The organism is Jannaschia aquimarina, from assembly GCF_000877395.1.
Taxonomy (GTDB): Bacteria; Pseudomonadota; Alphaproteobacteria; order Rhodobacterales; family Rhodobacteraceae; genus Jannaschia; species Jannaschia aquimarina.
The window spans coordinates 97,555-111,906 of sequence record NZ_JYFE01000060.1 but is presented as its reverse complement, the minus strand read 5'-3'; the positions used below and the strand labels follow the sequence as shown (position 1 = coordinate 111,906).

Below are 14,352 nucleotides of genomic sequence, written 5' to 3'. Positions count from 1 at the left end.
GTCAGGACCCCGCGCCGCAGATCGCAGCGAGCCATCCGCCATCCGCCACTATCCACGCGCCCTGCTGAACGGCCCGGCGACCGAAGCCGTCGTCACCCGTCGCAAGCGTTGCCATGAGTGCCGGAACGGGAAGGACCGGGCGCCCCCCAGCCAGACTGACGACAGTATCGGGATTATCCCAAGGCGCGACGATCACCAGGACCGGTCCCCCCCGAGGGGGCATCGCGGCGAGCGACAGGAGGGGCGCGGTCAGGACCGTGGTCAGAATGAGTAAAAGTCCGACGAAATCCCCGGAGGCGCGGCGCGTGATCATCCCGCACCGTCTAGGGGCCAAGCCTTAACCCGTGATGAATCCTCAGGAGCGGCCGATCGTCTCCACCGTCAGATTGCCGTTCGTGTAGACGCAGATCTCTGCGGCGATAGCCATCGCCCCGCGGGCGATGGCCTCGGCATCGCCGTCCGTTTCCATGAGGCCACGCGCGGCGGCGAGGGCGAAGTTGCCTCCGGACCCGATGGCGGCGACGTCGTGTTCAGGCTCCAGCACGTCGCCGGCTCCGGTCACGACGAGCAGCGTATCCCCATCCGTCACGATCAGCATCGCCTCCAACTTCTGGAGGTACTTGTCCGTGCGCCAGTCCTTGGCCAGATCCACGCAGGCCCGGGCAAGCTGTCCGGGTGTCGCTTCGAGCTTGGCTTCGAGCCGTTCGAGCAAGGTGAACGCGTCGGCCGTGGAGCCCGCGAACCCCGCCACCACGTCGTGGCCACCGGGGGACAGCCGGCGGACCTTCCGGGCATTTCCCTTCATCACCGTGGCCTGTCCCTGGGTCACCTGCCCGTCGCCCGCCACGCAGACGTGCCCGCCGCGCTTGACCGCGACGATGGTGGTTCCGTGCCAGCCGGGATGTTCGCTCATGGGTCGGGCCTCCTGTCCGGGGGCATATGGGCCGTCAATCGGGCCAGCGCCACCCCGCACGCCGCGGGACCCGGACGGCGAGCATCGGCATGAGCCAGGGGCCACGGAACCGGTCGAGATCCAGCGACTCATGCACGCCGGCCGTGCGGTGCCCGTCGATCACCGTTTCCACGATGCACCGGTTGTAGAACGGAGCATCCAGCATCGCCTTCACCTGTCTCGGGCGGTGGCCCGCGTCGCACCGTGTCTCGCGCCGGACCATCCAGCCCGGCCGGCGGAACGAGGCCTTCGGCGGAGGTTCGACCGCCTCGGCCGATCCGTCGGCTCCGAACCGCAAGGCGACCGACAGCTCGGAGCCGTCGCGGCGAACCGCATCGTAGAACGCGGCCGCGCCGTCCGGTGTGGGAAAGCGCCCCCAGGTCCAATAGGAGAAATCGGCTTCCAGGGCGCGGGTCCCGAAGTTGCTGTCCAGATAGCCATGACCGGACCAGCGCCAGCCGGGCCGGTTGAGGTCCACCTCGATATCCGCAACCGGAGCGACCGGACGCCAGACATGGGCGCCGTCCGCTGTCAGCGGGACCTCGACAGGCGATATCCCCGACGGCGTGAGCGTGATCCGGCCGGCGAGCCGCTGCGCATGGGGCGTGGAGAGCTCGTCGATGTCGATGACCAGCCGGTCCCCCTCCCAGTGCAGAGAGGACGGCCCGACCTCCAGCCGTTCGGCGCTCTGCCGCAGGGCCGCGCGCCCGCGGTCGGTCATGCACCAGCGGCCGCCCCGCCCGTAGGTGACGACGTTGATGCAGACGTTGTTCTCGGGATCTCGCCGCCCGCTCCACCGATACCAGGGCGAGAAGACCGATCCTATGAATGCGATGATCGAGATCGCCCGTTCGCCGTCATCCGAGATGCCGTCGACATACCACCAGGCATAGCCGTCCGGCGGGACGGCGAGGTCGAAGCGAGGTCCTGCATGATCGCCTCGGCCGCGTGCAGACCTGACGTGGACGCCATCGGAATCCCGGCCCCCGGATGCGCCCCGCCCCCGCAGAGGTACAGGCCCGGAAGCGCCGTCCGCGCCCTCGGACGACGGAACGCCGACATCAGGCCGTTGGGGGATAGCCCGTAGAGTGATCCGTCCGATCCCGGGAACATCCGGTTGAAATCCTCCGGCGCCGTCAACGCCGTCACTTCCGGCCTGGTATCGAAGCTCAGTCCCATCCGGTCCAGCATGTCGAACGTGATCTTCCGGCATTGGCGGGCCTCCTCGGGGTCCGGTGTCGTGTTCTGGCGTGGGGGGCCGTTCACGATGATCTCGAACCGCTCCGCCCCCTCCGGGGATGCGGCTTCGGCACGGTCCTGAGCGTGGATGTAAAGCGTCGGGTCACTCGGCATGCGCCCGGCTGCGATATCATCGAACTCCGCCTGCGGATCGGCGGCGAAGAAGACGGAATGGCGGTGGGGCTGCAGAGCGGTCGGTCGGGCGGCGAACGTCCAGACATAGGCGGACAGGCTGCGCCGTGCGACTGCGGCCTGAGGGACGACCGACACGAGATCCGCGCCCAGCCGGCCATCCCGCAGGGCCTTCGGGTCGCCATTGAAGAGTACCGCATCGGCCGGAATCACCCCATCGGCAGTCCGCACGCCGGTGACGCGCCCGCCTTCCGTCACGACGCTTTCTGCCGCGGTCCCGAGGCGGAACCCCGCACCCGCCCGTTCCGCAATGCCCTGCATGGCCTGAGCCAGCGCGTGCATGCCGCCATCGACGGTCCAGACGCCTTGGGATTCCGCATACCAGATAAGGGACAGGAGGGCGGGGGTGGCCGCTGGGTAGCCGCCGACATAGGTCGCGTAGCGGCCGAAGAGCTGGCGCAATCGCTTGTCCCGGAACCGGGTTCGCAACGCGGTCGCCATGCTGCGCCCCGGCGTCAGGGACGGTACCAGCCACGGCCGGCGGGCCACCGACAGACCCGCGCCCAATTGCGACGGTTCGGCGGCGCGCATCATCGGGGCTTCGAATGCGCGGAACAGGCCGGCGGCGTTGCGGTGGAAGGCGGCGAACTGGCGCGCGGCTTCGGCACCGGCGAACGCGGCGATGGCATCGCGGGAGCGGTCGTAATCCGCATAGAGATCCAGCGAAGATCCGTCCTGCCAATGGTGCCGCGCGAGGATTTCGAGCGGCCGCAGTGTGACATGCGCATCGAGGGACGTGCCGCAGGCCTCGAAGATCGATTCGAAGAAGTGCCGGAGTGTCAGCACTGTCGGACCTGCGTCGATCGGGCCGGCAAGGCTGTCGACGACGCGCATCTTTCCGCCGGGCGCCGGGTGGCGATCCAGGACCGTGACGCGCAGGCCCGCCGTGCTGAGCCGCATCGCGGCGGCCAAGCCACCGACCCCGGCTCCGATGACGACGACCTCGTCCATGACCCTCTCAGTGTTGACAGACACCCCAACTGTCAACCAGACTATACACCGCGTGTAATTTATCAATGACATACACGGATCGGAGGGCGAATGCCGCTGACATTCCGGATCGAAAGCGCCATCGACGGCGCATTGGCCCGGGCCGGAGGTGGCGCCCCGCCGCCCCGCCTGACCTCCGCTCTGCACCATGCGGTCAAGCCCGGTGGGGCCCGAATTCGCCCGACGATCTCGCTTTCGGTCGCGCTTGCCTGCGGGGATGACGATCCCGGAACGGCCGACCGGGCCGCCGCGGCGATCGAGCTGATCCACTGCGCATCGCTGGTCCATGACGATCTGCCCTGTTTCGACGACGCCGCGATCCGGCGTGGAAAGCTCACCGTGCACCGCGCTTATTCAGAGCCGCTGGCGGTGCTGGCCGGCGACAGCCTGATCATCCTCGCCTTCGAGGAACTGTCCCGGGCGACGCCCGCCCGAGGTCTGCCCCTGGTCGCCGAACTCGCGCGCTTCACGGGTATGCCCCATGGGATCTGTGCCGGTCAGGGTTGGGAGAGCGAGGATGAGATTGACCTCGCGACCTACCACCGGGCCAAGACCGGGGCGCTCTTCACCGCCGCGACCCGCATGGGCGCGATCGCCGCCGGCCATGACCCCGAGCCGTGGACGGAACTCGGCGCGCGGATCGGCGAGGCGTTCCAGGTTGCCGACGACCTGCTGGACGCGACACAGACCGAGATGCAGACCGGCAAGCCCATGGGGCAGGATGCCCTGCACGACCGCCCGTCGGCCGTCGGGCAGCTTGGCATTCCGGGTGCCATCCGCCGGCTGGAGGACATCCTGTCGGGAGCCATCGCCTCTATTCCCGCCTGTCCGGGCGAGGCGATGCTGGCGGCAATGGTCCGGAAGACGGCGGAACGGCTGACCCCCGTCCATCACAGGACGCCGGCCGAGTGACCCTGGCCGACGCGGCGCCCCCGAAGCGCGGGTGGTCTATCGCGCATCTCATCGCCTCGCCCCGGTTCCAGTCCAGTGTGGCGCGCATCCCGGTGCTCAGACGACTGGCGCGACGCGACGGCGATGCGCTTATGGATCTCGTCGCGGGATTCGTTCACTCCCAGATCCTGCTCGCCGTGGTGGAGCTTCAGTTGCTGCACAGGCTGATGGACGGTCCGGCCGATGCCCCTGATCTGGCCGCCGGCACGGGCATCGATGCGCGACGCATCGCGATCCTCTGCGACGGAGCGGTGGCCCTCGGTCTGATGCGGCGGGCCCGTCGCGGCTATCGGATCGCAAGGCGCGGCGCGGCTCTCTTGGGTGTGCCCGGGCTGGAAGGGATGATACGTCATCACCCCGTCCTCTATCGGGACATGGCCGATCCGCTCGCGCTTCTGCGCGGGGGCGAGACGGAACTCAGCCGCTTCTGGCCCTACGTCTTCGGGGCGGGGGCCGCGGAGGATCCCGCCACGGCCGAGCGGTATAGCCGCCTCATGTCCGACAGCCAGATCCTGGTCGCCGAGGAAACCCTGGCCCGGATCGACCTGTCCGATGCGACCGAAGTGCTGGATGTCGGGGGTGGTACGGGCGCGTTCCTGGCCGCCCTCGGGCAGCGGCATCCGCATCCCCGGTTGCACCTCTTCGATCTGCCGGCCGTGGTCGCGCAGGCAGAGGCACGGCTGGCGCATGCAGGACTGGCGGGCCGGGCGCACGTCACCGCCGGCAGCTTCAGGGACGACCCGCTGCCGAAAGGTGCCGATACGATCACCCTCAACCGCGTCCTCTACGATCATGCGGACGAGACGGTGGCGGCGCTCCTCTCCGCCATTCGTGCCGCCCTGCCGCCCGGCGGCCGAGTCGTCGTAAGCGAACCCATGACCGGCGGAGTATCGCCGAACCGATCGGGCAATGCGTATTTCGCCTTCTACACGCTCGCGATGGGAACGGGGCGGGCCCGTAGCCCGGACGAGATCGCCAAGCTTTTGAAAGCGGCGGGTTTCGAAGCAGTACGCGATCATGGGACGTCACGGCCATTCGTGACGCACGTCCTGTCCGCCCGCCGCAAAGACTGACAATCAAACTGTAAGGTTGAATTGACAATCAGGCTTGTCTCGATAGAGTGACAGGCAAGGTGGACGCAACGTCCGCTTGTGGGAGGCGGAATGCAGACGACTGCGATCACATTGTCAGGTCCGCGTGATATCGCGCCGAAGGTCCTGACATTGACCGCCCCGACGGCCGGCGATGTCGTGGTCGCGATCCGTCATTCCGCAATCTCGACAGGGACCGAGCGTCTGCTCTGGTCCGGCGAGATGCCGCCCTTTCCCGGCATGGGTTACCCGCTTGTCCCCGGTTACGAGGCCGTGGGCGAAGTGGTCGAGGACGGGGGCGGCCTGAAGGTCGGCGAGACGGTCTTCGTTCCGGGGTCGGACGGGTTCGAGGGCGCGCGGGGCCTTTTCGGCGCGGCCGCCAGCCACGTCGTCACGTCGGCCGACCGCGTGGCCCGAATCGATGCGGGCCATGGGGCGAACGGTGCGCTTCTGGCTCTCGCGGCCACCGCCCGCCACGCCATCGCCGGCATCCACACCGCATTGCCTGACTTGATCGTTGGCCATGGGACCTTCGGGCGACTGCTGGCCCGTCTGACGGTCGCTGCGGGGGGCGCTCCGACGGTCTGGGAAGTTGACCCGGCTCGTCGCGACGGCGCGGACGGCTATACCGTCATCGACCCTGCGGGCGACGAGGCGAAGTATGCCGCGATCTACGACGCGTCAGGTGCCGACGGCATCCTGAACACCGTGATCCCCCGCCTCGCAAAGGGCGGAGAGATCGTGCTGGCCGGCTTCTACGCCAAGCCGCTCTCCTTCGCCTATCCCCCCGCATTCATGGCCGAAGCCCGTCTGCGCGTCAGCGCGGAATGGACCCGCGACGACCTCATAGCGACGCGGGATCTGGTCGAGGCGGGCATCCTGTCGCTCGACGGGCTGGTCACGCACCGGGCGGATGCCGGCGACGCGACGGCGGCCTATGCCACCGCCTTCGACGATCCCGCCTGCCTCAAGATGATTTTGGACTGGGAGACCATCCAGTGAAGGATATCCCCGATCTCAGGGACTTCTCGAACCGCCTCCGCGACGAGGCGAACGAGGATCTAGCCGACGTCATTCCGACCGAGGCCACCAAGAAGACGCAGATCATCGCGATCTACGGCAAGGGCGGGATCGGCAAGTCGTTCACGCTGGCCAACCTGAGCCACATGATGGCCGAGCAAGGCAAGCGCGTCCTGCTGATCGGCTGCGATCCGAAATCCGACACAACCAGCTTGCTCTTCGGCGGCAAGGCCTGCCCGACGATCATCGAGACGTCGACCCGCAAGAAGCTGGCCGGCGAAGAGGTGAAGATCGGCGACGTCTGCTTCAAGCGTGGCGGCGTCTTCGCGATGGAGCTGGGCGGCCCCGAAGTCGGACGCGGTTGCGGCGGACGTGGCATCATCCACGGATTCGAACTGCTCGAGAAGCTGGGCTTCCACGATTGGGATTTCGACTACGTGCTGCTCGACTTCCTGGGCGATGTGGTCTGCGGCGGTTTCGGCCTGCCGATCGCGCGGGACATGGCGCAGAAAGTGATCCTTGTGGCGTCCAACGACCTGCAATCGCTGTATGTCGCCAACAATGTCTGCTCGGCGGTGGAGTACTTCCGCAAGTTGGGCGGCAATGTCGGCGTCGCGGGCCTCGTGGTGAACAAGGACGATGACTCTGGCGAGGCGCAGGCCTTCGCCGAAGCGGCCGGCATCCCTATCCTGGCCTCGATTCCGCAGGATGACGACCTGCGCAAGAAGTCCGCAAACTATCAGATCGTCGGCACCGCCGAGAGCCAGTGGGGCGCCTTGTTCGCCGGACTGGGCGAGGAGGTCGCCGCCGCGCCACCCGTGCGGCCCACGCCGCTCGATCAGGACGGCTTGTTGGAGCTCTTCGACGGATCCGAGACCGGCGCCAGCGTGACGCTGGAACCCGCGACCGATGCCGACATGCGCGGCAAGCACTATGCTCCCGTTCCGTCCCTGGAGGTCGTCTACGACGATGCCTGAGGACCTGGGGCATATGGAGGCTCCGGCCTGCTCCTCCGCCGAGACGATGGAGGAGGCGGCGCGCCGTGCGGGACAGGGGTCCTTGCTGGACCGCTACAAGGCGGATTACCCGGTCGGCCCTCATGACAAGCCGCAGAGCATGTGCCCCGCCTTCGGATCACTGCGCACGGGTTTGCGGATGCGCAGGGTCGCGACCGTCCTGTCCGGCAGCGCTTGCTGCGTCTACGGCCTGACCTTCGTCAGCCACTTCTACGGTGCGCGCCGGTCGGTTGGATACGTCCCCTTCGACAGTGAGACGCTGGTGACCGGCAAGCTCTTCGAAGATATCCGGGAGGCGGTCCACAAGTTGGCCGATCCGGCGAAATACGATGCGATCGTCGTGACGAACCTGTGCGTTCCCACGGCGTCGGGCGTGCCGCTGCGGCTCTTGCCCGACGAGATCGACGGGGTCCGGATCGTGGGCATCGACGTGCCCGGCTTCGGCATCCCCACCCATGCGGAGGCGAAGGACGTCCTCGCATCCGCCATGCTCTCCTATGCCCGTCGCGAGGTGGCCGCCGGTCCGGTGCCCGCACCTGCTTCGGGTGTCGAGGCTCGTCCCACGGTTACGCTGTTGGGCGAGATGTTTCCCGCCGATCCCATCGGGATAGGCGGGATGCTCGCGCCACTCGGTCTGGCGGCAGGTCCGGTCGTTCCCTGCCGTGAGTGGCGCGAGCTATATTCCGCTCTGGATTGCGGGGCGGTCGCCGCGATCCATCCGTTCTACACCGCGAGCATCCGCGAGTTCGAGGCCGCCGGGCGGCCGATCCTGCCCTCTGCGCCCGTGGGCGTGGACGGGACGAACGCATGGCTGGAGGCGGTAGGCGACGCGTTCGGGTTGCCGCAAGGCAAGGTAGAAGCGGCGCAGAACGCCGTTCTCCCCGCCATGCGCGGAGCGTTCGACGCGGCCCGGATCGACGGGACGATCACCGTATCGGGCTACGAGGGATCGGAGCTTCTGGTGGCGCGGCTTCTGATCGAGAGCGGGGCGAAAGTTCCTTACGTGGGAACGGCTTGCGCCAAGACGCCCTGGTCCGCGCCTGATGTGGAATGGCTGGCGGCCCATGACTGCGAAGTGCGGTTCCGAGCGTCGCTGGAGGACGATCTGGCCGTGGTCGAAGGGCTCCGCCCTGACCTCGCCATCGGAACGACGCCGGTGGTGCAGAAGGCCAAAGAGCTGGGGGTGCCGAGCCTCTATTTCACGAACCTCATTTCCGCCCGACCCCTGATGGGGATCGCCGGGGCCGGGAGCCTGCAACAGGTCGTCTCTGCCGCCATGGGCAATCGGGACCGGATGGGCCGGATGCGCGCGTTCTTCGACGGCGTGGGGCATGGCGACACGGCCGGGATCTGGGAAGGGGACCCCAATCTGAGACCCGATTTCCGCGAGACCAATGCCAAGAAGATGGGCAAGCGAGAACGTGCGAAAAATGCGGAGGCGATGATCTGATGCGCCTCTTTCGTGCAGAAATGCCGATGCACCCCCTGTGCACCCCCTGTGCACCCCCCGTCTGCACGGCGAGCGCCAGCGGAGACCGTAGGAGCGAGGGGCCGACCCCTCGCGCTCCCCGGAGTATTTCGGCCGAGAAGAAGGCAGACTCGTGGGGTCGCCCATGCTGATCCAGGATCACGATCGTGCTGGCGGCTATTGGGGGGCGGTCTATGCCTTCTGTGCCGTGAAGGGACTTCAGGTGGTCATCGACGGGCCGGTGGGATGCGAGAACCTGCCCGTGACCTCCGTGTTGCATTACACCGACGCACTGCCACCGCATGAATTGCCCATCGTCACGACCGGCCTCGGTGAAGAGGAGTTGGGGCGCGACGGGACTGAAGGCGCGATGAAGCGCGCCTGGGGTACATTGGACCCGGCCCTGCCCGCCGTGGTCGTCACCGGATCCATCGCCGAGATGATCGGCGGGGGCGTCACGCCCGAAGGGACCGGTATCCAGAGATTCCTGCCGCGCACCATCGACGAGGACCAGTGGCAGGCCGCCGACCGGGCGATTACCTGGCTCTTCACCGAATGGGGCATGACCAAGGGCCGGATGCCGAAAGAGGTCAAGCGGCCCGACGGCGCGAAGCCCCGCGTGAACATCCTCGGGCCGATGTACGGCACCTTCAACATGCCCAGCGACCTGGCCGAGATCCGGCGTCTGATCGAAGGCATCGGCGCCGAGGTCAACATGGTGATGCCGCTGGGCGCCCATCTGGCCGAGATGCGCAACCTGGTGAATGCGGATGTGAATGTGTGCCTGTACCGCGAGTTCGGGCGCGGCCTGTGCGAGGTGCTGGGTAAGCCCTACCTGCAGGCCCCCATCGGGGTGGAGAGCACCACGCTGTTCCTGCGCAAGCTGGGCGAGTTGACCGGGCTGGACCCCGAGCCCTTCATCGAGCGCGAGAAGCATTCCACGCTCAAGCCGGTCTGGGACCTGTGGCGCAGCGTGACGCAGGATTTCTTTGCCACCGCCGGCTTCGGGATCGTCGCGAACGAGACCTATACGCGCGGGATCCGGAAATATCTCGAGGACGATCTGGGCCTGCCCTGCGTCATCGCGACGGCGCGCGTCGCCGGGACCAAGACGGACAACGACGCCGTGCGGGCGGATATCCAGTCCAAGCGCCCGCTGATCCTGATGGGCTCGATCAACGAGAAGATGTACCTGGCCGAGATGGCCGGCGGCCACGGGCCGAAGCCCGCCTTCATCCCCGCGGGGTTCCCCGGCGCTGCGATCCGGCGGGCCACGGGGACGCCCTTCATGGGCTATGCAGGCGCGACCTACCTGCTGCAGGAGATCTGCAACGGGCTTTTCGACGCGCTCTTCCACATCCTGCCCCTGGGCAGCGATCTGGACGACGCCGCCGCCACGCCCGCGCAACTCAAGCGCGACATGCCATGGGAACCGGAGGCCCAGGCCCTTCTGGACCGCATCGTCGCGGATCACCCCATCCTGACCCGTATCTCGGCCGCCAAGTCGCTGCGCGACGCCGCCGAGCGCGCCGCGCTGGACGCCGGCGCCGAACGGGTCGTCACGGATCACATCGCGCCCCTGGCGCCCAAAGAGGAGGACGCCTGATGGCAGACATCACCTCACAGCTTCCGTCCACGCGGCAATCGCGCGGGCGTGGCCCGGAATACTGGGCCTATTTCGCCCCCGTCTTCGTGCTGAGCGTGCCCTTGGCCGCGATGCGCGCGGCGCGGGCGGTCGTCACCTCGGAGGCGGCGCCGCGTCAGGGGGTCCTGCGGGATGCCTGGTCGCGCGCCCATGAGGTCACGGCGACCATCTGCTCGGTCTAGACCGCCGCGCAGTAATCAGATCAGGCACGACGCCCCTGGCCGGGGGGCAGGTGCCGCAGGGTTCGTTCCCCAACCGAGGTCCGTCAGGGCCGGGGGACGGATGGCCGGTGGGGGAATGAGCCCGCACCGGGGCCCGGCCGCAGGGTGTGCGGCGTCAGTCCTACGGAGGTTTTCCAATGGCTGACAGAACGGACCTGTCCTTTACAGGTTTGACCGACGAGCAGGCCCAGGAACTGCATGCGGTGTATTTGAGCGGGCTCTGGCTGTTTTCGGCCGTGGCCGTCGTCGCTCATCTGCTCACGTATATCGTGTTCCCGTGGTTCAGCTTCGGGTGATCGCAGATGGCTAAGTTCTATAAGATCTGGCTGGTCTTCGACCCCCGGCGGGTTTTCGTGGCGCAGGGCGTGTTCCTGTTCCTCCTCGCCGTCATGATCCACCTCGTCCTGCTCTCCTATGACGGATTCAACTGGTTCGAACTGAGCAACGGCGCGCTGCCGGGTGCTCGGGCCGGCGAGTGATCCGCACGTAGAGCCTTGGCCGCGGGCGGGATGCCTGCCCGCGGCCCACCTTCCACCCGACGGCCCCCGCGCCCCTGTGCTGCGCGCCGTCCCGAAAACGCGGAGGCCGACTGATGGCGGTTCTGAGCTTCGAGAGAAAATACCGCGTCCGTGGCGGGACGCTGATCGGGGGCGACCTGTTCGACTTCTGGGTCGGGCCATTCTACGTCGGGTTCTTCGGCGTCGTCGGCGCCTTCTTCACGCTGCTGGGCGTGATCCTGATCTTCATCGGCGCGATGTGGCAGGGGACTTACAACCCCTGGATCATCCACATCCAGGCGCCGGACCTGTCCTACGGATTGGGCATGGCGCCCCTGCGCGAGGGCGGGCTCTGGCAGATCATCACCATATGTGCGGTCGGGTCCTTTACCTGCTGGGCCCTGCGCGAGGTCGAGATCTGCCGGAAGCTGGCCATGGGGTACCATGTGCCTGTCGCCTTCGGCGTCGCGATCTTCGCGTTCGTGACGCTGAACGTGTTCCGTCCGGTCCTGATGGGGGCCTGGGGCCACGCCTTTCCCTACGGGATCTTCAGCCACCTCGATTGGGTGTCGAACACGGGCTACGCCTACCTGCACTTCCACTACAACCCGGCGCACATGCTGGCGGTGACGCTGTTCTTCACCACCACGCTGGCGCTGGCGCTGCACGGAGCTCTGATCCTGTCGGCCGCCAACCCCGAGAAGGGCGAGGAAGCCAAGACACCGGATCACGAGGACACCTTCTTCCGCGACTTCATCGGCTACTCGATCGGCACTCTGGGCATCCACCGCCTGGGCTACCTGCTGGCGATCAATGCCGGCTTCTGGAGCGCGGTCTGCATCATCATCTCGGGTCCGCTCTGGACCCGCGGCTGGCCCGAATGGTGGAACTGGTGGCTCGAGCTGCCGATCTGGCCGGGCGTCTGAGGGAGGATTGGGATCATGAGCTGGCTTCCCGAATACCAGAACATCTTCACCCAGGTACAGGTGGCCGGTCCGCCCGAGATGGGGATGGACAACGAAAACCGCATGGCCCGCGAGCGGACCAAGGGCGCGTCGTTCTCGACCCTTCTGGGGCTCCTGGGCAACGCGCAGCTGGGCCCGATCTATCTGGGCGCCTACGGGGTGGTCAGCCTGATCACCGGTACGCTGTGGCTGAACATCATCGGCTTCAACATGCTGGCCCAGGTCGGCTGGAGCATCCCGGAATTCATCCGGCAGCTCTTCTGGCTGTCGCTGGAGCCGCCGTCGCCGGAATACGGCCTGACGATGCCGCCGCTGCATGACGGCGGATGGTTCATGATCGCCAGCTTCTTCCTGCTGGTCTCGGTCATGTCGTGGTGGGCCCGGTCCTACAGCCTCGCCAAGCAGCACAAGATGGGCAAGCACGTCGCCTGGGCCTTCCTGGCCGCGATCTGGCTGTTCCTGGTGCTGGGCCTGTTCCGCCCGATCCTGATGGGATCGTGGTCCGAGATGGTGCCCTACGGAATCTTCCCGCACCTCGATTGGACGACGGCCTTCTCGATCCGCTACGGCAACCTCTACTACAACCCGTTCCACTGCCTGAGCATCGTGTTCCTGTATGGCTCCGTCCTGCTCTTCGCCATGCATGGCGGCACGATCCTCGCGGTCACGCGCTACGGCGGCGACCGGGAACTGGAGCAGATCTACGACCGCGGCACCGCGACCGAGCGCGCCTCGCTGTTCTGGCGCTGGACCATGGGGTTCAACGCCACGATGGAGGGCATCCACCGCTGGGCCTGGTGGTTCGCCGTGCTGACCCCGATCACGGGCGGCATCGGCATCCTGCTGACCGGCACGGTCGTCGACAACTGGTTCATCTGGGCGCAGGAGCACAACTTCGCCCCCACCTACCTGGAGCCCTACGGCTACGAAGCCTACGGCGACGGGACCTATCCGGGAGGCCAATGAGATGTTGCCCAAGTGGTTCAACGACTGGAACAACGGCAACCCGACCAACATCTTCGGGCCTGCCATCCTGGTGGGAGCGCTGGGGGCCGCCGTCTTCGTCGCCGCGATGCTGGTGACCTGGGGGCAGCCCTATCAGCTGACCTCGATCCAGACCGGTCCTCCGGGGATCGGCATGGCCGTGGTCGAGCGGGAGAACCGTCCCGCCGACCCCACCATCGACGAGTACTATACCGAGGCGCCCTATGCCCCCGAACCCGGGGAGCCGCTGGCCGGCGAGGTCTACGAGAACGTTCAGGTGCTGGGCGACGTAACCGAAGCCAACTTCCTGCGGCTGATGAACGCCATCACGCTTTGGGTCGCGCCGGAAGAGGGTTGCGCCTACTGCCATGCCGGCGCGGACGAGGGCATCTATGCCGATGACAGCCTCTATACCAAGGTCGTCGGGCGCCGGATGATCCAGATGACCCAGGTCATCAACGAGGAGTGGGACGCACACGTCAACTACAACGCCCAGGTCGGTGTGAACTGCTACACCTGCCACCGCGGCCAGAACGTCCCCAGCGAGATCTGGTTCAGGATCGACCCGACCGTCGAGGTCATGGAGGGCTGGGGCGGAGTGCAGAACCTGGTGACGCCGCAATCGCAGTTCACCTCGCTGCCCTCGGATGCGCTCTACCGCTATCTCTACGAGGACAACCGCATCACCGTTCACGATCTGGCCAGCCGCGTGGGCGACGTGCCGTCGGACCCGATGAGCCCGACCTGGCAGGACACGGAGCGGACCTACAGCCTGATGAACTACTTCTCGAACTCGCTGGGGGTGAACTGCGTCTTCTGCCACAACAGCCGGGCGTTCTACGATCCGACCCAGTTCACGCCGCAATGGGCAAATGCCTCTCTCGCGATCGAGATGGTGCGCGATCTGAACAACCTGCATCTGGAGCCGCTGCGCGACGTCTACCCGCCGGAGCGTCTGGGACCGATCTACGCCGACGCCCCCAAGGGCGCCTGCAAGACCTGCCACAAGGGGTACAACAAGCCCATGCAGGGTCTGAACGTGATCGCGGACTGGCCCGAACTGGCGACCACCGGAGAGCCTGACTACTCCGCCGTCACGCAGTGACCGCCTGGCATCGCGG

Annotated in this window: 16 protein-coding genes; 12 read left to right on the top strand and 4 right to left on the bottom strand. The window is 67.0% G+C overall.

Going from position 1 to position 14,352, the window contains the following annotated elements; translation table 11 throughout:
- Window position 1: 1 nt before the first annotated feature.
- Genes jaqu_RS16035 through crtD form a run of 4 tightly spaced genes read right to left on the bottom strand, consistent with a single transcriptional unit; the run spans window position 2 to window position 3,334 of the window.
- Window positions 2-313 carry a hypothetical protein gene (locus jaqu_RS16035; RefSeq protein ID WP_043920010.1) on the bottom strand — a complete coding sequence of 104 codons (312 nt, stop codon included), beginning with the start codon at window positions 311-313 and terminating at the stop codon, window positions 2-4.
- A gap of 42 nt (window positions 314-355) precedes the next feature.
- Complete coding sequence (gene hslV, locus jaqu_RS16030; RefSeq protein ID WP_043920009.1) at window positions 356-913, bottom strand: ATP-dependent protease subunit HslV; 558 nt, start codon at window positions 911-913, stop codon at window positions 356-358.
- 34 nt (window positions 914-947) lie between these two features.
- Window positions 948-1,820, bottom strand: coding sequence for a carotenoid 1,2-hydratase (gene crtC / locus jaqu_RS16025; protein ID WP_084629971.1), 873 nt, complete (start codon window positions 1,818-1,820; stop codon window positions 948-950).
- Window positions 1,775-3,334, bottom strand: coding sequence for a 1-hydroxycarotenoid 3,4-desaturase CrtD (gene crtD, locus jaqu_RS16020; RefSeq protein ID WP_043920008.1), 1,560 nt, complete (start codon window positions 3,332-3,334; stop codon window positions 1,775-1,777). The genes crtC and crtD overlap by 46 nt, the downstream gene beginning before the upstream one ends.
- 90 nt (window positions 3,335-3,424) lie before the next feature.
- Here crtD and jaqu_RS16015 point away from each other — a divergent pair, with 90 nt between their 5' ends.
- The 12 genes from jaqu_RS16015 (at window position 3,425) to pufC (ending at window position 14,336) form a co-directional block, all read left to right on the top strand.
- Window positions 3,425-4,285, top strand: coding sequence for a polyprenyl synthetase family protein (locus tag jaqu_RS16015; RefSeq protein ID WP_043920007.1), 861 nt, complete (start codon window positions 3,425-3,427; stop codon window positions 4,283-4,285).
- A 2-nt stretch (window positions 4,286-4,287) separates the two neighbouring features.
- Window positions 4,288-5,397 carry a methyltransferase gene (locus tag jaqu_RS16010; RefSeq protein WP_392387222.1) on the top strand — a complete coding sequence of 370 codons (1,110 nt, stop codon included), beginning with the start codon at window positions 4,288-4,290 and terminating at the stop codon, window positions 5,395-5,397.
- 90 nt (window positions 5,398-5,487) lie between these two features.
- Window positions 5,488-6,417 (top strand): chlorophyll synthesis pathway protein BchC, encoded by a 930-nt coding sequence (gene bchC, locus jaqu_RS16005; RefSeq protein ID WP_043920005.1) that lies wholly within the window; start codon window positions 5,488-5,490, stop codon window positions 6,415-6,417.
- On the top strand, window positions 6,414-7,412 hold the full coding sequence (locus jaqu_RS16000) for a chlorophyllide a reductase iron protein subunit X (protein ID WP_043920004.1): 999 nt from the start codon (window positions 6,414-6,416) through the stop codon (window positions 7,410-7,412). The genes bchC and jaqu_RS16000 overlap by 4 nt, the downstream gene beginning before the upstream one ends.
- Complete coding sequence (gene bchY / locus jaqu_RS15995) at window positions 7,405-8,901, top strand: chlorophyllide a reductase subunit Y (RefSeq protein WP_043920003.1); 1,497 nt, start codon at window positions 7,405-7,407, stop codon at window positions 8,899-8,901. Before jaqu_RS16000 ends, bchY begins: the two co-directional genes overlap by 8 nt.
- Before the next feature lie 163 nt (window positions 8,902-9,064).
- Window positions 9,065-10,525, top strand: a complete 1,461-nt coding sequence (bchZ, locus tag jaqu_RS15990) for a chlorophyllide a reductase subunit Z (protein WP_043920002.1) — start codon at window positions 9,065-9,067, stop codon at window positions 10,523-10,525.
- The gene (pufQ, locus tag jaqu_RS15985; protein WP_043920001.1) at window positions 10,525-10,746 is read left to right on the top strand and encodes a cytochrome PufQ; all 222 of its coding nucleotides are present in this window, start codon (window positions 10,525-10,527) and stop codon (window positions 10,744-10,746) included. The genes bchZ and pufQ overlap by 1 nt, the downstream gene beginning before the upstream one ends.
- Window positions 10,747-10,922: 176 nt before the next feature.
- On the top strand, window positions 10,923-11,081 hold the full coding sequence (gene pufB / locus jaqu_RS15980; RefSeq protein ID WP_043920000.1) for a light-harvesting antenna LH1, beta subunit: 159 nt from the start codon (window positions 10,923-10,925) through the stop codon (window positions 11,079-11,081).
- A gap of 6 nt (window positions 11,082-11,087) precedes the next feature.
- The gene (gene pufA, locus jaqu_RS15975) at window positions 11,088-11,264 is read left to right on the top strand and encodes a light-harvesting antenna LH1, alpha subunit (RefSeq protein WP_043919999.1); all 177 of its coding nucleotides are present in this window, start codon (window positions 11,088-11,090) and stop codon (window positions 11,262-11,264) included.
- A 113-nt stretch (window positions 11,265-11,377) separates the two neighbouring features.
- Entirely contained in the window at window positions 11,378-12,208 is an 831-nt protein-coding gene (gene pufL / locus jaqu_RS15970) for a photosynthetic reaction center subunit L (protein WP_043919998.1), read from the top strand.
- Between the two features lie 15 nt (window positions 12,209-12,223).
- Window positions 12,224-13,213 (top strand): photosynthetic reaction center subunit M, encoded by a 990-nt coding sequence (gene pufM / locus jaqu_RS15965; protein ID WP_043919997.1) that lies wholly within the window; start codon window positions 12,224-12,226, stop codon window positions 13,211-13,213.
- 1 nt (window position 13,214) lies between these two features.
- Window positions 13,215-14,336: a photosynthetic reaction center cytochrome PufC gene (pufC, locus tag jaqu_RS15960; RefSeq protein WP_043919996.1), complete on the top strand. Its 1,122-nt coding sequence runs from the start codon at window positions 13,215-13,217 to the stop codon at window positions 14,334-14,336.
- The last annotated feature ends 16 nt before the right edge of the window (window positions 14,337-14,352 follow it).